The sequence below is a fragment of the Marinobacter sp. 3-2 genome, assembly GCF_003751355.1.
In the GTDB taxonomy this organism is placed as follows: domain Bacteria; phylum Pseudomonadota; class Gammaproteobacteria; order Pseudomonadales; family Oleiphilaceae; genus Marinobacter; species Marinobacter adhaerens.
Window position 1 is genome coordinate 160308 of record NZ_RJUQ01000018.1, and the last position, 19699, is coordinate 180006.

27 protein-coding genes and 1 tRNA gene are annotated in these 19699 nt (G+C 57.3%); 19 read left to right on the forward strand and 9 right to left on the reverse strand.

Annotated elements, in window-relative coordinates; genetic code table 11:
• Both EDB94_RS18570 and EDB94_RS18575 read right to left on the reverse strand, forming a co-directional pair.
• Positions 1–942 carry a WYL domain-containing protein gene (locus tag EDB94_RS18570; RefSeq protein ID WP_108019137.1) on the reverse strand — a complete coding sequence of 314 codons (942 nt, stop codon included), beginning with the start codon at positions 940–942 and terminating at the stop codon, positions 1–3.
• Between the two features lie 27 nt (positions 943–969).
• On the reverse strand, positions 970–1647 hold the full coding sequence (locus EDB94_RS18575) for a LexA family transcriptional regulator (RefSeq protein WP_108019136.1): 678 nt from the start codon (positions 1645–1647) through the stop codon (positions 970–972).
• Positions 1648–1735: 88 nt separating this feature from the next.
• Here EDB94_RS18575 and EDB94_RS18580 point away from each other — a divergent pair, with 88 nt between their 5' ends.
• The 18 genes from EDB94_RS18580 to EDB94_RS18665 all read left to right on the forward strand — a co-directional run bounded on the left by EDB94_RS18580 (position 1736) and on the right by EDB94_RS18665 (position 10324).
• Positions 1736–1939: a hypothetical protein gene (locus EDB94_RS18580; RefSeq protein WP_108019135.1), complete on the forward strand. Its 204-nt coding sequence runs from the start codon at positions 1736–1738 to the stop codon at positions 1937–1939.
• Between the two features lie 20 nt (positions 1940–1959).
• Positions 1960–2181, forward strand: a complete 222-nt coding sequence (locus EDB94_RS18585) for a hypothetical protein (RefSeq protein ID WP_108019134.1) — start codon at positions 1960–1962, stop codon at positions 2179–2181.
• Positions 2182–2208: 27 nt separating this feature from the next.
• Positions 2209–2382 carry a hypothetical protein gene (locus EDB94_RS18590; RefSeq protein WP_219908271.1) on the forward strand — a complete coding sequence of 58 codons (174 nt, stop codon included), beginning with the start codon at positions 2209–2211 and terminating at the stop codon, positions 2380–2382.
• Positions 2379–2909, forward strand: a complete 531-nt coding sequence (locus EDB94_RS18595; RefSeq protein ID WP_181259067.1) for an ogr/Delta-like zinc finger family protein — start codon at positions 2379–2381, stop codon at positions 2907–2909. Before EDB94_RS18590 ends, EDB94_RS18595 begins: the two co-directional genes overlap by 4 nt.
• Positions 2906–3238 carry a hypothetical protein gene (locus EDB94_RS18600; RefSeq protein WP_108019131.1) on the forward strand — a complete coding sequence of 111 codons (333 nt, stop codon included), beginning with the start codon at positions 2906–2908 and terminating at the stop codon, positions 3236–3238. The genes EDB94_RS18595 and EDB94_RS18600 overlap by 4 nt, the downstream gene beginning before the upstream one ends.
• A 15-nt stretch (positions 3239–3253) precedes the next feature.
• Entirely contained in the window at positions 3254–5962 is a 2709-nt protein-coding gene (locus EDB94_RS18605; protein ID WP_108019130.1) for a toprim domain-containing protein, read from the forward strand.
• Between the two features lie 10 nt (positions 5963–5972).
• A complete protein-coding gene (locus EDB94_RS18610; RefSeq protein WP_108019129.1) occupies positions 5973–6266 on the forward strand; it encodes a phage antirepressor KilAC domain-containing protein in 294 nt (97 codons plus the stop codon).
• Positions 6267–6340: 74 nt separating this feature from the next.
• Entirely contained in the window at positions 6341–6568 is a 228-nt protein-coding gene (locus EDB94_RS18615; protein ID WP_108019128.1) for a hypothetical protein, read from the forward strand.
• Entirely contained in the window at positions 6561–6776 is a 216-nt protein-coding gene (locus EDB94_RS18620) for a TraR/DksA family transcriptional regulator (protein WP_108019127.1), read from the forward strand. Before EDB94_RS18615 ends, EDB94_RS18620 begins: the two co-directional genes overlap by 8 nt.
• Before the next feature lie 29 nt (positions 6777–6805).
• On the forward strand, positions 6806–7180 hold the full coding sequence (locus EDB94_RS18625) for a hypothetical protein (protein WP_108019126.1): 375 nt from the start codon (positions 6806–6808) through the stop codon (positions 7178–7180).
• Positions 7177–7467, forward strand: a complete 291-nt coding sequence (locus EDB94_RS18630) for a hypothetical protein (protein ID WP_108019125.1) — start codon at positions 7177–7179, stop codon at positions 7465–7467. Before EDB94_RS18625 ends, EDB94_RS18630 begins: the two co-directional genes overlap by 4 nt.
• Positions 7464–7937, forward strand: coding sequence for a hypothetical protein (locus EDB94_RS18635; protein ID WP_108019124.1), 474 nt, complete (start codon positions 7464–7466; stop codon positions 7935–7937). The genes EDB94_RS18630 and EDB94_RS18635 overlap by 4 nt, the downstream gene beginning before the upstream one ends.
• Positions 7934–8206, forward strand: a complete 273-nt coding sequence (locus EDB94_RS18640) for a hypothetical protein (protein WP_108019123.1) — start codon at positions 7934–7936, stop codon at positions 8204–8206. Before EDB94_RS18635 ends, EDB94_RS18640 begins: the two co-directional genes overlap by 4 nt.
• Positions 8199–8804, forward strand: a complete 606-nt coding sequence (locus EDB94_RS18645) for a hypothetical protein (RefSeq protein ID WP_108019122.1) — start codon at positions 8199–8201, stop codon at positions 8802–8804. The genes EDB94_RS18640 and EDB94_RS18645 overlap by 8 nt, the downstream gene beginning before the upstream one ends.
• Complete coding sequence (locus tag EDB94_RS18650) at positions 8801–9226, forward strand: hypothetical protein (protein ID WP_108019121.1); 426 nt, start codon at positions 8801–8803, stop codon at positions 9224–9226. The genes EDB94_RS18645 and EDB94_RS18650 overlap by 4 nt, the downstream gene beginning before the upstream one ends.
• A 153-nt stretch (positions 9227–9379) precedes the next feature.
• Entirely contained in the window at positions 9380–9745 is a 366-nt protein-coding gene (locus EDB94_RS18655) for a hypothetical protein (protein WP_108019120.1), read from the forward strand.
• The gene (locus EDB94_RS18660) at positions 9735–10052 is read left to right on the forward strand and encodes a hypothetical protein (RefSeq protein ID WP_108019119.1); all 318 of its coding nucleotides are present in this window, start codon (positions 9735–9737) and stop codon (positions 10050–10052) included. Before EDB94_RS18655 ends, EDB94_RS18660 begins: the two co-directional genes overlap by 11 nt.
• Before the next feature lie 2 nt (positions 10053–10054).
• Complete coding sequence (locus EDB94_RS18665) at positions 10055–10324, forward strand: hypothetical protein (protein ID WP_108019118.1); 270 nt, start codon at positions 10055–10057, stop codon at positions 10322–10324.
• A gap of 126 nt (positions 10325–10450) precedes the next feature.
• Here the strand turns inward: EDB94_RS18665 and EDB94_RS18670 are convergent, their stop codons facing one another.
• The 5 genes from EDB94_RS18670 to EDB94_RS18690 all read right to left on the reverse strand — a co-directional run bounded on the left by EDB94_RS18670 (position 10451) and on the right by EDB94_RS18690 (position 16892).
• Positions 10451–11314, reverse strand: coding sequence for a rhomboid family intramembrane serine protease (locus EDB94_RS18670; RefSeq protein WP_008170508.1), 864 nt, complete (start codon positions 11312–11314; stop codon positions 10451–10453).
• A gap of 43 nt (positions 11315–11357) precedes the next feature.
• Positions 11358–12371: a metallophosphoesterase gene (locus EDB94_RS18675; RefSeq protein WP_108019117.1), complete on the reverse strand. Its 1014-nt coding sequence runs from the start codon at positions 12369–12371 to the stop codon at positions 11358–11360.
• A 2-nt stretch (positions 12372–12373) separates the two neighbouring features.
• A complete protein-coding gene (locus EDB94_RS18680) occupies positions 12374–13258 on the reverse strand; it encodes an NAD(+) kinase (RefSeq protein ID WP_008170512.1) in 885 nt (294 codons plus the stop codon).
• Positions 13259–13369: 111 nt separating this feature from the next.
• Positions 13370–14617: a DNA repair protein gene (locus EDB94_RS18685; RefSeq protein WP_108019116.1), complete on the reverse strand. Its 1248-nt coding sequence runs from the start codon at positions 14615–14617 to the stop codon at positions 13370–13372.
• A gap of 205 nt (positions 14618–14822) precedes the next feature.
• On the reverse strand, positions 14823–16892 hold the full coding sequence (locus EDB94_RS18690) for an NADPH-dependent 2,4-dienoyl-CoA reductase (RefSeq protein ID WP_108019115.1): 2070 nt from the start codon (positions 16890–16892) through the stop codon (positions 14823–14825).
• 154 nt (positions 16893–17046) lie between these two features.
• Here EDB94_RS18690 and EDB94_RS18695 point away from each other — a divergent pair, with 154 nt between their 5' ends.
• Positions 17047–18096 (forward strand): AraC family transcriptional regulator, encoded by a 1050-nt coding sequence (locus EDB94_RS18695; RefSeq protein WP_008170518.1) that lies wholly within the window; start codon positions 17047–17049, stop codon positions 18094–18096.
• 252 nt (positions 18097–18348) lie between these two features.
• On the opposite strand, the gene EDB94_RS18700 is transcribed toward EDB94_RS18695, so the two are convergent.
• Together EDB94_RS18700 and EDB94_RS18705 are read right to left on the reverse strand one after the other, a co-directional pair.
• A tRNA-Asp gene (locus EDB94_RS18700) sits at positions 18349–18425 on the reverse strand.
• 138 nt (positions 18426–18563) lie between these two features.
• On the reverse strand, positions 18564–19595 hold the full coding sequence (locus EDB94_RS18705; protein WP_108019114.1) for an AraC family transcriptional regulator: 1032 nt from the start codon (positions 19593–19595) through the stop codon (positions 18564–18566).
• Positions 19596–19699: the final 104 nt, after the last annotated feature.

The following is a 19699-nucleotide window of genomic DNA, read 5'->3' on the forward strand; positions in this document are numbered from 1 at the left end:
TTAACGAAAAGTTTCAGCTGTCTCACCCGTATCGGCAAAACAAACGAAATCCATCCGGTCAGACCGGAATGTCCGGAACGCTCTCCGCGATTGGCAGATGCCCTTCAGATAAGACACGCCGTTCTTTTTTGTCATGGCGCGGAATTCAACCTCTCGATCCGAGGTGTCACCGTTCGAGTCTGTGTATGCGAACGCCAGAATATCTCCCACTTCTGGTTTTCGCTGAGCGGTAACTGACGGCCTGGAAGCAACCTTCGAGCGCTTCGGTTTATGTGTCGATTTTGCTGCTGGCTTCTTCGGTAACGATTTTTTCTTTGATTCCGGCTTGGCTGGTCGCGCGATCGGCCGATCGCAGATCTCGCTCAGGATCGCTTTTATTTCCTCAGCTTCTTCATTATCCAGTACGCCATCATCCAGGCTGGCGATTAGCACCTGGTGCAGTTCCCGGCAGGCGGGATCAAAGTTTAGGATTTCCTGCTTATCCAGCAGATTTAACAGCAGCTCAGCCTCACGCTGGTCAACAACATCATCCGCCAAAATAAGTTCAGCGGTATCACGCAGAGAGAATGTCAGTCCCTCCCGGCCCTTCGGCTCAGATTCTTGTCCGGTACCGATACTTACAGGTTGCGTCTTTTGCTCTTGTTTCCGGGCCTTCGCTGTTCTGAGCTTCAACGGCGCGCTCCAGCTCTGCTTTGTTCGGTATTCAGCGAGGAGGAAAGCGACCAGTATCAACGAGCCGATTACTACATGGACAAAAGTGGCAGGTTCTTCCTTACCAGGAACAACCGGAAGAGCTGCAATGACACCTACCAGCGGGCCGAAAATGGCGCCAAGCCCGTGTCCAACCCAACGCTTACCGCCCTTCGAGACTGTATACCGACAAATGAGCCGCCAACTCATAATCATGTATGCCAGCAACATCAGAACAACTGCCAAGTCCATGCACCACTCCCTTTATCTCAGCTTCCCTCAAAACACCCGGCCCGCGCGCCAGTAGCACAGCCCGACGATCTCAATATTCCCGAAGTTCTCCGGATGAATAGTTTCAGGTTGATACAGAGCGTTATCACTGGACACTCGCAGGCTGCCATCAGCCATGGTCTGCAAACGCTTTATTCGGAGTGCATCCCCAATCCGAATAGCAAAAACACCATCTGGCTTCTTCCTGGAACAATCGATCAGAACCGTATCGCCATCAGAGAGTGTGCCGTCCATCGAATCTCCAGAGACTCTAATAGAGGCCAAGTCTTTTGCATGGAGGCCCTCACGGGCGAGCCAGTCATTGCGAAATTTGATGTAGCTAATCACTCGCTCATGACTGAAGAAGGAGCCATTGCCAGCGCTTGCTTCCACGTCGTAAAGCGGTACTTCGGTGTAATCAACATCTTGAGCAACTGGAAAACTGTCAACCTGACCGTCTGAGTCTCGGCCAATAATCAGCCAATCGAGACTAATACCTTTATCCATAGCGAGCTGGACACACTGATCGTATGGAACCGTCCCTCGCTTGCGCCAGTTATGAACACTTGCCTGCTTAATATCGAAATATGCCGCGACATCCTTGTCCATCGTGACACCAAGAACACTTTTCATTCGGCTTAATATTCGTTCAGCCAAAAGACTTTTATCAGTCAGATAGTTTTCCATAGTTAAATTTCATCCGTCATTTGGTTGATTGTTTATCCAAATGGCGTTTATCCTTCTGTGTAATTCAGCGTTACACAGAGGATACACCATGCAAGGTGCAAAAAAACCCAGCCCCAGCCACCGCGCACCCGTCGGTGTTTTAACTGCGAAGCCGATCGCGCTTCGCCTTCTCACGGAAGAACGTTCCGCCCTGGAGCAGGCCGCCTTGGCGGAAGGCCGTTCCCTGGCATCCCAGGCCCGCATCTTCTTTCTGCAAGGCCTGAATGACTACCAGCGCAAAACGTCTGCCTGAAGCACTGAAGGAGTAGCCGCATGTATCAGGACCCTAAACGCATCCGAAAACACCGTGTGAGCCTCAATCTGGACGACTACGAGGCCGCCGTGATCAACGCACTGGTGGATTACACCGGTACCGACAGAGCCAGCCTGCTACGCCAGATGCTGATCGCTCAGGCTGAGGCGGCACTTCTGCCCACGTCTCCAAGCATGGCCGGTGGTGCGCCACTTTCCGAGGCCCACATTCGCACCATTTGAGGTCCTCAAACGATGCCGGAAATCACCTTGGAACTGACGGACCAACAGGCCGAACTGCTGGACACCATTCGCAAGCAGCAAGGCCTTGAAACCATTGATCAGGCCGCCGAGTGGCTGATCAAACAACGCATGCGAGGAGCCAGCCTGAAGTTGACCGGGCGAAACCGGGCACTTCACGCCGTAGGAGGCCCCAGAAAGTGAAGCTCAACCAGATAACCCGCAATTACCTGACCATCGGCTGCCCGGCTTGCGGCGAATCCTGTTCGATCCAGTCCAGCAGGGCGATCCAGCAGAAAGGCAAAGATGCCTTCGTTCAGTGCCGGAACATTGAATGCGGATACCGCGGCTCCGTGGAGGTCTCCTATGGGCCGGTGCTGCAGGCCAAGAACCCGGGCACCCCAGATGCTGAAAACCAGCAGCGGCTCCAGTCCGGAGTTCGGAACAACTTCCTCCGGATCCTCTGCCCCCACTGCGCAGGCGTCTGCAGGGTTCGCACCAGCGTGCAGATGATCTCGGCACAGCGGCAGCTTTACGTGTTCTGCCAGGACGCGGACCACTGCGGATACAAAGGCGTGGTTTTCCTCACCCACACCGATCGTCTGTCTCTGGACCCAGACGGCAATGTCCGCCAGATCCCTCTTGCTCCGGAAGTCCGCGAGCAATGCCAGCAGGAAATGGAGCTGGCCTACGAGAAGTACTCACCTAAAAAGAAGGACGCAACGCGATGAACGCAGTAGCCCAAAGCATGACTGACGCCGCTTTTTCCCAGCTTCTGGCCCTTCGCAAAGGCAGTACAGATGCCCGGGAATGCATCGAAATGACCGTCGATAGCCTGATGGAGGAATACCAGTGCTCCCGACGCCGGGCGTCCCTGCTGGTTATTCGTGCCTGGCACGATCTGGAAGGCACCAAGCAGCCGAAAGCCTATGTCGACGTGAGTCTCACTACCGGCAACACGGTGGTGGTTCACGACCAGTCTGGCCGCACCAGCATCTTCTCGGTTCAGGAGCTGCTGAAGCTCAGGGACCAGGCCACCGCTATCCAACTTCCCGCCTGATCCGGAGCGCTCCGAATGCAAGACCAACTACGGGCCGACATCCTGCGCCGGCTCCAGAGCGACTTTGACGGAGTAGAACGGGGCTCATTCCTCCGACGCCTGCGCTGCCCTTCCTGCGGCAAGCGAGAGGCGTTCGTGGGGACCGAGACCCCCTGGATGGTGAAGTGCGGCCGCGAAAGTAAATGCGGAGAGCAGCACCACGTCAAAGAGCTGTTCCCGGACCTGTTCGACAGCTGGACGGAGCGCTACGGCCGGAAGGATCGCAAAGCCGGCGAAAAGGAAACCGGTACCGAAGTGGCCGACGCCTACATGGTGCATGGCCGTGGCTTTGATCTGACCAAAGTCCGGGGCTGGTACACCCAGGAGCAATACTGGGACCGAGACCGGAATATCGGTTCCGCCACTGTTCGCTTCAAGATCAACGATCGGGGCGACTACTGGGAGCGGCTGATCGACAAACCGCACCGGTTCGGCAAGAAGAAGGCCCACTTCAACTACGGCAGCAAAACCAAGGGCCTGGCCTGGGTACCACCCGGGCTGGATCTGGCCCAGGGCAAAGAGCTCTGGATCGTGGAAGGCATCTTCGACGCCACCGCTTTGTACCACGCCGGCATCGCGGCCGTGGCCGCCTTCAGCTGCAACAACTACCCGGACACCTTCCTGGCCGAACTGCAGAAGGCCCGGGAGGAAGCCGGCGAGGAACTGCCCCGCCTGATCTGGGCCATGGACGGCGACGAAGCCGGCGTTCGCTACATCCGCAAGTTCGCCAACATCGCCCGGTCCCAGGGCTGGAAGGTAGGCGCAGCTGTCATCCCCCAGGAAGGCAAGCACAAACGCGACTGGAACGATGCCTGGCAGCGCGGCGAGCTGATCAACGAAGACGGCGAGCCCACCACCAAGGAGTTCCTGTACCAGGGTGACCTGGTGATCGCCCGCAGCGCCCAGGAAAAGGCCAACCGCATATACAGCCACACCGGGCGCAACGAGTTTCCCTTTGGATTCAACAACCGGCTGTTCTGGTTCAAGTTGAACATGGAGGAATTCCACAAGGCCATGCGGGACCTGGAGGACAGCGACGAGCCTCTGACCGACCGCCAGATGGTCGACCGGGCCCTCGAGCAATGCAACGCCGTGGTGGAAATCGCCAACTGCTACCCCACCGCCCTGTACTACCTGGCCAACAAGGTCACCGACGAGTCCTGGTACTACTACCGGGTGGACTTCCCCCACGACGGCCGGCCCGTGAAGAACACCTTCAGCGGTGGCCAGCTGGCCAGCGCCAGCGAATTCAAGAAGCGCCTGCTGGGCATAGCCCCCGGCGCGGTATGGACCGGCTCCAGCCAGCAGCTGGATCGCCTTCTGAAACAGCAGATCAGCGGCATCAAAACCGTTGAGACCATCGATTTCATTGGCTACAGCAAAGAGCACGAAACCTGGGTATTCCCGGAACTGGCTGTTCACGCGGGCCAGATCCACGAGCTGAACAATGAGGATTACTACGACATCGGCCGCATGAGCGTGAAGACGCTCTCCGAGTCGGTTTCGCTCTCCATCAACAAAGATCGCGGCGACTACCAGCGCGGATGGGCCCGGGATCTGGCCGAGTGCTTCGGTCCGAAAGGTGTGATCGCCCTGGCCTACTGGCTGGGCAGCCTGTTCGCCGAGCAGATCCGTAAGGAGCACAAGAGCTTCCCGTTCATTGAAATCGTTGGTGAGGCGGGCTCCGGTAAGTCCACGCTGATCGAGTTCCTTTGGAAGCTGGTAGGCCGTCAGGATTACGAAGGTTTCGACCCCAGCAAGGCCACCCTTGCCGCCCGTGCCCGGAACTTTGCCCAGGTATCCAACCTGCCGGTGGTGCTGATCGAGTCCGACCGGGACCAGGAAGCCGGCGCCAAGCAGAAGCAGTTCGACTGGGACGAACTGAAAACCGCCTACAACGGCCGCAGCGTGCGCAGCCGTGGCCAGAAGAACGGCGGCAACGATACCTACGAGCCCCCTTTCCGTGGTGCCATCGTGATCAGCCAGAACGCCCAGGTGAACGCTAGCGATGCCGTTCTGCAGCGAATCGTTCACGTGAGCGTTACCCGCGAAAACCACAACGAGACCACCAAAGCACTCGCCGAGAAGTTGGAGCGGTGGCCCATGAACCAGGTCTCTGGCTTCGCCCTGCATGCCACCACATCGGAATCACAGATCATGCGCCTGGTGTGCGAGCGGGCGCCCCAGTACGAAAAGGCCCTGGCTGAACTACCTGAGATCCGCATTCACCGGATTGCCAAGAACCACGGCCAGATGACCGCCCTGATCGATTGCCTGGGCCCAGAAGGGCTGAATCTTCTGCCCGAATCATACCTGGAACCAGCACGGGAAATGATCATCGACATGGCCAAGGAGCGCCAAACCTCCGTTAACGCCGATCACCCGATGGTGCAGGAATTCTGGGAAGCCTACGACTTCATCGAGGGCCTGAACGGCACCCCAACCCTCAACCACTACGGCGAACACGAAAAGATGATCGCCGTGAACCTGAAGCATTTCGAGCAGGTGTGCGCCGAAGCGAAGCTGCGCATCCCCCCGATATCGGAACTGAAACGCCACCTGAAGACCAGCCGCAGCCGGAAGTTCGTCGAGAGCAGCCGCACCGTGCGCTCGGTCATTCGCGAGAGCCTGAATTCATTTGCCAGCACGTCGGTTCGGTGCTGGATCTTCGAGAAAGAAGTGTAAGGAGGACGCCGTGGAATACACCTTCGACCAAGCCGCCGCCCTGCTGAACATGGGCCGCAACACCCTGATTCGCCGCCTGCGCGAGGAAGGAATGCTGGGTACAGACAACCTGCCAACGAGCCGCTGGCGTGGCCGAGGTGTGTTCCGCGTGATCACCAAGATGTACCGCCACCCGGTGGCCGGCTACATCCACTACGGCCGCACCGTCATCACTGTGAAAGGCCTGAATGCCGTAAGTCGGAAGCTCCGCCTCGCCCAACATCAGCCAGAAGGCTCCAGGAACAGGGCGAGCTGGGTGAACTGACCCTTCAGGGGTTGCATTTTGAAAACACGTGATAGGACTGGGGTTACCCATTCTTCAAAAGACAGGAGAGCAGTATGGAACACGCAATCACAACACAGACTACCCCGGAAGCCCGCCTGCATGACGTTGGCGAGCTCACAGTGATCAACGAAGACCACGGCCGCTGCCACCACCGCGTGGCCATGGTCCTGATCTTCGATTCCCCCGAGGAAGCCGCCGCATGCATGGAAGCCGGCCTGGTGCGATTGGTACCGGCCAACGATCTGAACCCTGAAGCCACGGAGCACCTGAACCATGGATAAAGCCGATATCGCTGGCGACTACATAGAACAGTCGATCGAGCTGGCCCTGGAGAACCAGCGCAACCGGACAACCGCCACCAGCGACGACCCTCACTGCGAGGAATGCGGTGTAGAGATCCCGGCCAAACGGCGCGAAGCACTGCCCGGCTGCCCCACCTGCGTGGACTGCCAGCAGCTGCTGGAAGCGAAGACCAGGAACTACCGATAAAGACAGGCCGGAAAGGCCGAGGAGAAATAATGAAAATGCTGACGCTAACCGAAGAAGAAATGATCGAAAACCTGCACTTGGCCACAGAGGAAGTGCTGCTGCAGTGCATGGTGCTGAACCGCCGCGGCATTGTTCAGGCTCACCTGAATATTCACGGCCACACGCAAAGCACCGATATCAGGATTATGCCGGCCAATACCGAATGGAGGGACGAAATTGAGCTGCCGGACAAGCTGGCCGAGATCGATATCAGGCTGACGTTTTACGACGGGCTCAATAAGAACGAGATGAACGACGAATACCTGGCCCGCATGGCCAGTCTAGAACAGTTCATTCGCTACCTGGATCACCTGATAGCACTGAACAAGCCCATCGAAGTCGAGCTGAAGGAGACTGCGGCATGAGCAAGTGCAAATGTTTTTCAGAGATGCTTGAGAAGGTTAAACCACAAATCGAGAAGGCTATTCCCGAGGGCTCAGCCGATATCGATGTCTCTTGGCAGAACCTGGCTTTTTTCCCATCTGGAGAAGATTTTGCTCCTGTTAACCCGAGAGTAGAGGTTGAGTACCGCAAGCCGAAACAGGGCGGTGGTCACGCAAAGAACTTCACCAAGGACTCGGTCTCCATCCTGTGTAACTTTTGCCCATTCTGCGGGCGGAAATTTGAGAAGAGCAACGGGGGTGAATCATGAACCGCTCCCATTTCATTCTGATCAAACACCCTTCGGAGACTACCTCCGGACGGATCCTTTCAGCCACGGATGCTTCCAGCGCCCTCCTCGACTGGGGTTTCTGGCCGTTGTTCCAGAAAACGCGCTGTCGCCTAATGGTGCAGCCGGGCAACTCGGTACTCATCTACACCGCCGGCCAGTGCTCCGACGCTCGCCAGGTAATCGCGAGCGCCCAGGTGGCAGACGTTGTGCAATGGAACCGGCGGTTGTCAGGCAGTTGCCCGATCTTCCTGGAAGGGATCCCTGTCAGTGCCCTGCAGCTTACCAACATTCAGAGGTTTACCCAGCCGGTGGTTTTCACCGATCACTTGGACAACCTCAGCTTCATTCCTGCCAACCGCCAGAAATGGGGCGTGGCCATGATGGGTGGAATGCGCTCCATCAGCGAGCCGGACTACCAAACGCTAACGGCGAAGGCAGGTGCAGCATGAGCAGCGATAACGTCAAAGACCAAGAACAGAAAGCCCTGGACGAAGCGACCATGCTGGCAACCCGTCTGCTCGGCACCTCCGTTGACGACGCCAGCACCACGCTCATCAACCAGGCAGAGAGCCGCCCGGGTTGCCTTCTGGTGGATGTCGCCATGGTACTGACCATCATGAACAAGGAGAGCATCGAGAAGAAAAGTCATCGGCAGGCCATGGCCCGGGCGGCGCGTGCGGCCATCAAAAACTTGGTGGAGGTCCCAAGCGATGGGTAAGAAACGAAACCGCAGAAAGAACCACAGCGCGATCGCCAGAGACCAGCGCCTGTTCGCCAACTCCCGGGTGTGGACCTGGGAGGGCCTGACCAGCCCGGTGGATGACAAGCAATACACCACGGCTGAGCGCTGGTCCCCTTTCGGCTGGATAACCATGGGCGAAGACCTCGCCCACCACCTGGTGAATCGCCCCCGTAACTGGTTTGTCGGAGTGCGCGCACTGTGCCGCACGCCCGACGGCAAGAGCTGGATGGAAAGCCGGCTATTCGATCTGCCCAGCTACAACATCCAGCAGGTAGAGAACCTGTACCACGAGCTCCGGGCCGACGCACTCAACGCCCAGCGCACCGACCAAGTGTATGACCTGGGCTGGATCTGCCAGACCTGGCACGGGAAGAAACCCGAGGATCCGCTGGAGCTCTGGCACTACCAATACGCGCCGGCGGAAATCATCCGGCAGGTCACCGACAACGAGAAAATCATCAACCGCATGGCCGGCCCGGGCTTCAGCCAGGAGCGATACGACCGCTGGCAGCAGGTTAACCGGGAATACCTGGAAGACAGAAAGCGGGTTTTGGAACAGGAGAACGCAGAGTGAAAGAAGCAATGATCGACATGATGTTCGAAAACAACGTCCGGGCTGAAGCCATCATCCATATCCCCACCATGCTGGCTCAGGACGCCTGGCCGGACATTGCCCGGGAAGCCCTCATGGAAGACGAGCCAGACCGGATCTGGGAAGAGATCGGCATCGAGCCGCCCTACGACCTCGACGACGAAGGCCTGATCTTCGAGCACCTCACCGACAACCGGAAGTTCGGCTACCTGGTGAAGTTCGCCACGCCGGTACCACAAGATATCACGGCTGATTCCCACCGCCTGTCCTGGGGCTACTACAGCATGAAGTGGATCTATGCCGAGAGCTACGAGCAGGCCTGCGAAAAGGCGCTGGACTGGCGCCAGGAGTTCATCGATCGGAGACGGGAGAAAGCCCTGGCAGAAGGCGGTGACAGTGATTGATATTAGCAAAGCGATTGACCCCGAGGATCTTCCACTTTGCCCTCTGTGTGACCAACCGATCATGAGAGGTGAACTGGTCGATATCGGAACGGCAGCTGGCGCCATTGCTTTGGTACATGAGGATTGCGCCAATCAGCTGAAGGACGGCGATTGATGAACAGGAAATATTTGGAGCGAGCCCGGAGTTTAGGCGCTTTGGCTCCCGAGCCAAGAGAGCCTCCAGTGTTGCTATCGAAAACCGAGACGCTCAGACGAGCACTCAATGATGGCAAACCCCGATCATCTGCTGAACTGGAAGCGCTGACCGGAATTCCTCAGAAACGCGTGATTGCGCTTTTGAGCTGGGATATCGATAACGGACGAATCGAGCGCATAAAGGATGAAGGCCATCCCATGCGGCTACGCAAAGTCAACGAACGATCGGCCCAGATAGAGCGCTCCATCCGGTTCCTCGAATCACTTGGCTACAAGATCACACAACCGAATTCCAAAAATTTGGAGGGTCATGATGTCCGATAAAGAACTTAAAGGCGGACACCTGGCGAGATCCGCAGCCATGCTCTGCCAGGATCCGGAATTCCGCCGCTACCTGGACCGAGCCCAGAGCCACAAAGGCGGCGTTCACATTCCGGATGGTACCCACTCGGAGGAAGACGCCCGGGACCTGATCCTGACGGCCTGCAAGATCAGCAGCCGGGCCGAGCTGGACCACAACGTTCAGGCCGCCACCCGGTTCCGGCAGATCAAAGCACACTATCAGCGCTGGCTCGGACGGCAGAAACGGCGCGAAGGAAACCAGCAACACGAAAGCAAGACAGGAGCCTGATCATGATGCAAACAGAGACCAGCAAGCGGGAGGCGCCACCGGTCAAGCGGTTCGATCCAAAGTACGTTCAGGTCTCACGGAAGGAGGCGGCCGCGATAATCGGCAGAAGCCCCACCGAATTCGACCGTTTGAGGAAGCGTGACGACCGCTGTCCGAAGGGGCACAAGGCTGGAAACGGCCGCATGGCGCGGGTTATGTTCCGGCTTTCGGATGTTTATCGGTACAGTGAACAGCTGATTGAAGACGCCGAGCAAGCGGATGACAGGAGCTAGCTTCGTGTATACCTATTTGTATACCTGAGCCAAAAACCCATATAAGCACCTGTTTTTATTGGCTCCGAAAACTCCCTCATCAGGAGCTAAAAGCTCTTTTAATGCCCCGCCTCTGGCGGGGCTTTTTTATGCGCCCCTTCTGCCTTTTACGGGCAAAACCACCGCAAGGGCCAGGCCGGCAACAAACCCGCCCAGGTGCGCCTCGTTGGCCATACGCCCGAGCCCGATCATTTCCGGCAGCGGGGTAAACCCGATGACCATCCACGCAACGGCAAAGGTTACCAACGCAGGTGGAAACTGAAACCTCGGTGCCGATCGCTGGCTGAGCCAGCAATAACCCAGAATCCCATAAACCACTCCCGATAGCCCACCGAACAGCGGACCCGAGACAAAATACTGCAGGCCGTTGGAAATCAGGCTAGTGATCACAAACAGCATGATTAGCCGGGCGCGACCATCAAACCACTCGATCTGGCTACCCAGAAACCAGAGCATGACCGAATTGAAAATGATGTGGGTCCAGCTGAAGTGCAGAAAATCCGGCGTCAGCAGCCGCCAGACCTGGCCGCTTGCCAGCGTCGCTGTCAGCGCTTCAATGCGGCCGGCCATGGTGCTCCAGTCGTAATCCCGGGGGTCGATCACCATCAGGCTGGCCGCCAGCTCATTCTGCCCCATGGCCGTGAGCCAGACCATGGCTACAGCAAACACGATAATCCCCAGCACTAGCGGCGCATGACGCGGAGAAGGTTGCCAGCGGCCACCAACAAACACCGGCGAGCGGTTCTGACGATCCACCGCTTCCCTGATCTCCGGTTCCGCCATAAAACGGTCAAGGGCCGAGAGCACGGGTTCCGCATGGGCGGGATCTTCCAGCCAGAGCACCTGGAACCCGCCCTCTTCCGTGATGCGGTGGGCCACACCCTGACCGTTCAGCCAACGGCTGAAGCCCGCCAGGTTTACCGTGGTATCCAATTGCTTGACTCGGTACACCGTTTACTCCGCCTCCGGAAGTGATTCAGCCACAACGCTCGGTCTAGCGTGCGAGACTGTCCTCGCTATTGGGATAATCCGCTTGCTCCGGTCTTTCCACATCAACCCAGACAAATTTGTCCCGGGAAAGTGCCCGCTCACCATCCATTCGGTAAGCGACCAACCGCCCGTATTTCACGGCACTGTAGTCGATGCACGCGACATTGGATTTCAACGGCGCCGGCTCTCCTTCCATCCAGTAATGCCCGACAAAAACCGGGGGCGCATCAAGAGGATAACTGATCAGCTGTTTACGCTCGCTTTCCGTCAAAACCCGACTTGCCACTTCCGGTGGCAACGGGTCCGGCTGGAAGACAACATCGGCATAGGTATGAGGGTCGTCGGCCCAGAACTTGGTTCGGAAAAACTCGCGCACATAGCCATCCCGGCCGGTGATGGTCATTCCCCGGGGGAGCCGCAGATCCGTCCCCCTCAAAAGGGTATCCATAACCTGCCCGGCAAAAGACTCGATGGCGGCAGAAGCGTGCAGGAAATCCTCATCAATGCACGCACCACCCTGCGACTGCTTGAATTTCTCGATCAGGTCGCCATCCCAACACGCGTGCACAACGCGGAAATCCTCGTCGTCGATGAACAGCGGTATGGTGTAGAACCACTCGAGAAACTCATTCCACTCGTAGGGGTGCGCTTCGAACTGCTCGAGAGTCTCGCGGATCAGGCGGTCGTGACGCGCGTTGTGCTCGCGCAGGAAGGTTTTGCCGCTGCCCGGGCGCGCCCGCGTACAGTAACCCAGGGCATTGTACTCATGGTTGCCCATGACAATTCGGGCCGAACCATGTTCCACCATATCGCGCACAATGTGCAGGGCTTCACGGATGCGTGGGCCACGATCAATGATATCGCCGATGAAGATCGCCTGACGACGGGGGTGCTGGTAGACCCCGTTGATCTTCCGATAGCCCATCTGGTCCAGCAATCGGGCCAGGGTATTGGCACAGCCGTGAATGTCGCCAATGATGTCGTAACCGCGGTTTGCGGTCGGTTTTGTCGCAGCCATGATCAACTCGCTGATATTTCGCTAGCCCAGCCAAGCTTGTCACGGCAGGTGGCGTAGAAATTATGGTCTGTGGGGTGAATCAACCGGATCTTGAACGGCTTTTTGGTAATGCGAATGATATCGCCTGGCGCGCAGGCAATGTTCATCTGGCCGTCAAAGCTGATTTGCGGATAGGTTTCATTGGTCTCCCCGATCACCAGTTTGATTTCACTCTTGCCATCGACAACGATCGGCCGGCTACTGAGAGTGTGGGGAAACATGGGCACCAGAACAATGGCGTCCAGCTTCGGGTGCATAATCGGACCACCGGCAGACAGCGAATAGGCGGTAGACCCTGTCGGCGTAGAGACAATCAGGCCATCCGAACGCTGGCTGTAGACGAAATGGCCGTCGATGAAGAGGTCAAAGCCAATCATCCGGGTGGATTTACCGGGATGCAGTACGACATCGTTCAGGGCCGTACCAAACCCCAGGGGCTGGCCGTTGCGCTCAACATTGCCATCCAGCAGGAACCGCGTCTCTTCCATGTACTCGCCTTCCAGAACCTTGCCCAGGCGTTCCTCAAGATCGGACGGCGAAATGTCAGTCAGGAAGCCCAACCGCCCACGGTTCACCCCAAGCAGGGGAATCTTGGACTTGGCCAACTCCCGGGCGGCGCCCAGAAGGCTGCCATCCCCGCCAACCACGATGACCAGATCACAGATTTCGCCCAGAAGCTTTTTGCTGGCCACCTGCAGGCCATGCCCTGGCAGCATGCTGGCTGTGTCTTCTTCAAGAATGACGTGGTAATTGTTGGTGATCAGGTACTGTTTGAGCTGGCGCAGTGATTCAACCACCTTCACACTGCCCATTCGGCCAATTACACCAATGTTCCTGAACTGATCCATGAAGTTTCCTGTGATGTCGGGATGCGGCGGGGACCAACGAAACCGTTACCCCGGTGACAATCTGGCGTACAGTTTAACGAAAGTCACCCCGATACTGAAAAAGTTCGAACCTCAGGCCTGGTGTTTCTCACACCGATCGTCAACGCCCGGGCGGAATTCCGAGGGCTGGCTTACCCGAAGGATCGGCTCACCACAGGGTTTGCCATCGTTGCCCTCGTGGGTGCACACAGGATTTTCATAGTGATCCAGCCATTCACGATAGGCGGGCTCATTCATGCCGCAGCGTTCCGCGGCGTAGGCGGTGGGGTTGCTGAAGTAGGTCTCAATGTCCTTGAAGGGCAGCGTTACGTGACCGACGCCTGGCTGGTAGGCCACCAGGAACACCGTCTGGCGCTGCAGGTGGTCCATGATGGAGTCTTCCGGAGGTTCGCGGTTTCTCAGCTCGTGGTTCTCTTCCTCGAGAGCGACAATCTTCTCGTCTCTCAGCTCGAGTTCACGCTGACGCCGCTCCAGCTGCTCCCTGAGGAGCAGGAGCTCGGCACCCGCGTTTGAATCCTCCCGCTGTTTCTCCTCACCTACCGCGGCCATCTGCTCCTGCATGGCGAGGTACTGCTCGTTTCTTTCGGAAAGTCGCTTCTTGAGCTGCTCATTACTGAGGCGCTGGCGTTCGTATTTCTGCTCGAGATCCGCAATATCACTGCGTAACCCCTGGACCTCCAGCCGGTGCTCTCGCTGGATATCCGAAAGCGCATCGCGGTGGACACTCTGGAGGGTCTTGATCCGCAGGCGTTGCTCACGAATCAACTGCGCCAGGCGGGAACGGTCGGCGGCGGCTGCGGCCTCTTCGCGCTCCGAAGAATCTTCTGCCTGCTCACTCAGAACCGGAATATTCTCTTCCTGTACCGGCTCAACTTTGCGGAATTTAAGGCTATTGGCCTCTACTGCCTTGCGAATGGCCTGGAAATGATTATTACCCGGGGTCATGTCCGGGTCCCAAAGATCCTCCTTGAACTTGGGATCGGGGCATTGGCTTCGGCAAACCAGCCGGATCGGACCACCGCCCATGTCCGGCCCCTTGGCGCCTTGCCTGGCGAGCTCTTCAATCGGCAGGTTCCAGTGACTGTCTGCCCTGCCCTCCTCATCAAACCAGATTCGGAAGAACACGAGTGCCTGAACCCGAAGATCGGGACTCAACTCAACCAGAACAGCCCTGACATCGGTTTCGGCAAGATCGGACAGCCCAACATAGCCATCCAGGAAAGCGCCGAATTCCGTGGCCCGCATTTCGCGAGCCACCTGGCTTCCTTCCACAAAAAATACCGCCGAATAACCATCGGTTGCCTGGTCGGCAGACACCATTGCACGTTCTCCAAAGTTCAACGACTCGACACCACACTACAGAACACTGAGAGATGTTCCATCCGATCGTGGTGCCGGCCTCTTCAACCCCAGCCTCCCGGAGCCGGGGCGAAGACGCAAGCTGACAGACTCAAAGCTATTAGTCTAGCCAGACAATCGTTTCTGCACAGGGAAAAAGTGCAACGATTTGTGATCGCGTTTGCGCTTAAAGCTCTGCTGCCAGGCGACTGCCCTGGTTGATCGCTCGCTTGGCATCGAGTTCAGCCGCCACATCCGAGCCACCAATCAGGTGAACTGGCAGGCCCGCTGCCTCAAGCTCGCTTTGCAGTTCGCGCAGCGGCTCCTGGCCCGCGCAGACGATAATGGTATCCACGGGCAGCACACGATCTTCGCCCTGCTCTGCACCTTTCGGCGTGACCGTTATATGCAGCCCCTCATCATCGATTTTACGATAGGTCACACCGGGCACCATCTGAACCTGACGGTTTTTCAGGGAAGTCCGGTGAATCCAGCCGGTGGTCTTGCCCAGGTTCTTGCCCACTTTCGAGGCCTTGCGCTGAAGCAGATAGACTTCCCGGGCCGGCTCCGGTACCTGGGGCTCAACGCCCTGGATGCCACCACGATGCTCAACACTGAGATCCACACCCCACTCACGCATGAAGTGATCGGTATCCAAAGCAGCTGACGTGCCCTTGTGGACGATAAACTCGGAGACATCGAAACCGATACCGCCGGCGCCGATCACGGCCACTTTCTGGCCAACCGGCTTGCGCTCCAGCAGCGCGTCCAGATAACCGATCACTTTGGGATGATCGATACCCTCGATTTCCGGCGTACGCGGCTTTACGCCAGTGGCCAGAATCACTTCGTCAAAGCCACCGGCTTTCAGGTCGTCAGCGCTAACCCGGGTGTTCAGGCGTACATCGACCTGATGCTTGTCGAGCATCACCCGGAAGTAACGCAACGTCTCGTAAAACTCTTCCTTGCCCGGAATCAGCTTGGCAACGTTGAACTGGCCACCAATCTCACTGCCGGCGTCAAACAGTGTCACCTTATGGCCACGCTCTGCCGCCACGGAAGCAAAAGCCAGTCCTGCCGGGCCGGCACCAACCACCGCGATGGATTTGGGCTTCGCGGTCTTCACGTAGGTCAGCTCGGTTTCATGACAGGCGCGGGGATTGACCAGGCAGGACGTCAGCTTGCCACTGAAGGTGTGATCAAGGCAGGCCTGATTACAGCCGATGCAAGTGTTGATCTCCTCCGCGCGATCTTCCGCCGCCTTCAGAACCAGATCGGCGTCTGCGAGGAACGGCCGGGCCATGGACACCATATCGGCATCGCCCTCGGCCAGAATCTTCTCGGCCACGTCCGGCATGTTAATCCGGTTGGTGGTGATCAGAGGAATGCTCACTTCACCTTTCAAGCGCGCGGTCACCTTGGTAAATGCGCCCCGGGGAACTGAGGTGGCAATGGTAGGTACGCGGGCCTCATGCCAGCCAATACCCGTATTGATGATGGTTGCACCCGCCTTCTCGATTTCCTTGGCCAGATGCACCACCTCTTCCCAGGTACTGCCGTCTTCAATCAGATCCAGCATGGACAGGCGGTAGATCAGGATAAAGTTCTCGCCCACTCGTTCACGAACCCGGCGAACGATTTCGATGGGCAGACGAATGCGGTTTTCGTAACTGCCACCCCAACGGTCAGTCCGATGGTTAGTGTGAGACACAATGAACTGGTTAATGAAGTAACCCTCTGACCCCATCACTTCAACGCCGTCATAACCGGCGCTTTGTGCCAGTGCGGCGCACTCCGCATAGTCCTGGATCTGCTTCTCGATGCCGTCTTCATCCAGCTCCCGGGGCTTGAACGGATTGATTGGCGCCTGAATGGCCGAGGGTGCCACCAGCTCCGGAGAATAGGCGTAGCGGCCAGCGTGGAGGATCTGCATGCAGATCTTGCCATCAGCTCCATGCACCGCATCGGTAATGACCCTGTGCTTCTCGACTTCCTCTTCGGTGGTCATCTTGGCGGCGTGCTGGAAAACGCCCCCCTCCACATTCGGAGCAATACCGCCAGTCACGATCAGGCCGGCACCGCCTCTGGCACGCTCTGCATAGAATGCCGCAAGGCGTTCGAAGCCATTTTTGGCCTCTTCCAGGCCGGTGTGCATGGAGCCCATCAGGGTGCGGTTACGCAGTTTGGTAAAACCAAGGTCCAGTGGCTCAAGCAGGTTCGGGTACTTGGCAACGCCTGGCGTCGTGCTCGCGGTCATGTTTGCTCTCCTCATCGTGATCTCGGGCGGAACGCCTGTAAATGACAGGGCTCCGTTCATTGTTGAGCCTTAAACTACCCGCGCATCTTGCCATCGACAATATCCAGGGATAACATTTTATTATCTTTGCATAACATGTCAGACAAAGGCTTCAATGAACGCCCACCTCTCCAGCCCGTCAAAAAACCGAAACTCACTCGGGGACATCAGTGTTCTCTATGTGTCGGCTCTTTTGCGGGCCGCCGAAGCCGAAGGCGCCAGCAGCGCAGAACTGGCATCCCGTTTCCAGCTTGACCATCAGACCCTGACATCACCGGAAGCGCGCATCAGCATCCCGCGGTTTATGCGTCTGGGGCATGCCGCGATCAACGAGACCGGCAACCCGGCTCTCGGGCTGAGGATGGGTGCGCTATCACGCCCTGTCGACGCGGGTATTGCAGGGCTGGCCGGAGAAACCGCCGGCACCGCTGGCGCAGCACTCGCCACGCTGATTCGATACGCTCTGCTAACCAGCCGCAATAGCCGTGGCGTTCCAACGGTCCAACCGGAAACCCGGCAAGCAAAGTTCTACTCGATTCGTCCCTATAACGGCTTCAACTACTTCGTGGTGGATTCTGTTCTTGCCGCGTGGACCCAGTTTCTCAGGACCGTTACGGGCCGTTATGACGTTCTGGAGAAGGTCACTATCGAATACCGATCAATCGGCCAGGATGATTTGTTCGAGAGCTGGTTCCGCTGCCCCGTGCAGTTTGGAGCTTCGAGCAACAGCCTTACCGTTCGTCAGGACATTTGGGAAAGCGCCAGCCAGCAGGCTCAGCCCGCCATGCATGAAAAGCTTTCGGATCTCTGCGAACGGGAACTGCAGCAGATACGACGGGGGTGGACCACAGGCGACCGCGTAAAAAACCTTCTCACACCCCTGTTTCGGGGCGAGACACCCAGCCTGGAAACCATTGCAGTTAAACTGGGGATTGCGCCATGGACGCTCCAGAGACAACTGGCCGCCGAGGGAACCGGATTCAGGGAACTGGTGGATGAAACGCGAAAACAGTTAGCGCGGGATTATATTCGGGAGACAGAGACATCACTGGCGGAGATTGCCTGGCTTCTGGGTTTTGCCAATCCTGCGGCCTTCCACAAAGCCTACCGACGCTGGTTCAATCTAAGCCCCGGGGAGCACCGAAAGCAGATCAGGCATGGATGACATCGGTGATGGTTTCATCCCTTGCCTATAACTCCATGGCGTCGTCCCAGCCATCATCGTCTTCATATTCTTCGAACTGGTTTTCAATCAACTCTTCTTCGTAATCCCGCATCACAGCCTTCCTGATTCCTGAATTTTCAGAAATAGCCTAGAAGTTCTCAATGACAGAACGATGACAATGAAGCTTGGCGTTGAATGTAATGCAACTGGAGAAGTGTCGGATAACGTGAAAGGTAAAACGAGGGGAAAAAATGGCGGAGCGGACGGGACTCGAACCCGCGACCCCCGGCGTGACAGGCCGGTATTCTAACCAACTGAACTACCGCTCCGTGCGGGTCATCACAGCTCGCCTCGAAAAGGCTTGGCAATCAAGGGTGTGATTGCTCTGTGACAACGAGGGCGCATTATAAAGAGGCGCCCTGTTATGTCAACGCTTTTCCTAAAATATTTTCAGAAAAAGCGTTCTGTTACATGGCATCGACCATGGCGTCCTTGCCCTGGGCGGTTTTGCGGTATTCGATAGGTGTCATTCCGGACCAGCGTTTGAATGCGCGATAAAAAGTGCTGGGCTCAGAAAAGCCGGTCAGGTAGACAATCTCATCAATGGATTCATCGGTGGTTGCCAGCAACTGACGGGCCAGGCGATAGCGAAAATCCGCGAGTACCTGATTGAAACTGGTCTCGGCCTCTGTCAACCGGGTACGCAGGGTCCTCGGCTTGATGCCGAGCCGCTCGGCCACGGCATCGAGGGTGACCTCTCCACTATCGAGGAGCTCTGCGACAATCCGCTCCGCCTGACCAACGATGTCTTTCTTCTCCAACCGGGCAACCTGTTCGCTGGCAAACCGCTCGTGCAGATCCAGCAGCTCCGGCTCGGCATGCGGCGAGGCATGGGAAAGCAGCTTGGCCGGGAAATACAGCCGGTTTTCCGGCGCACCGAAGGTGACGTCGCACCCCAGCACCTCGCGAACATGATCCTGGCCCTCGGCACGCTCATGCTCGAACTCGATGCGTGACGGGTAAAAGTTGCCATCGGTGATGGAGCGGAAAAAGGTAATCAATCCCAGCACGAAACATTCATTGAAATGCCGTAAACGACGTACATCATCAGACGCTGCATCCAGAACCATGCAGGCATCGTCGCCCTCAATGAAGAAATCGGTGTTAGCAGCATCACTCAGCAGACGCTGATAGTTCTGGGCCCGACGCAGGCCCTCGCCGAAGGTTGGGCTGCTCAGAAAGAGGTATTCCAGCACCTGCCCCTTATACGCTGGCAGCAACTGTCCCAGATGCAGGCCAACATCCGGATCGCCGGAAACATCCTCAACAGCCTGCCAGAAGTACATCTGCGCACTGTGGGGAGTTCGAAGCTGTTCGGTATAAACGTAATTTTCATCCACACCCAGACGGCTGAAAATCGCATTGGTATCGATTCCCTTCTTTTTCATCGCCTCATAAATCAGGCGCAACATCACTCCCGCGTCACGAAGTTCCTGCATAAGATCCCGTTTTCTTATTTGTTGACTTCTACTTTGGCCGGCCGGACAGTCGCCGGGGCTCGCCAGGTCAATGCCTGATCTGGCAGGGTTTGCCACACTCCAGA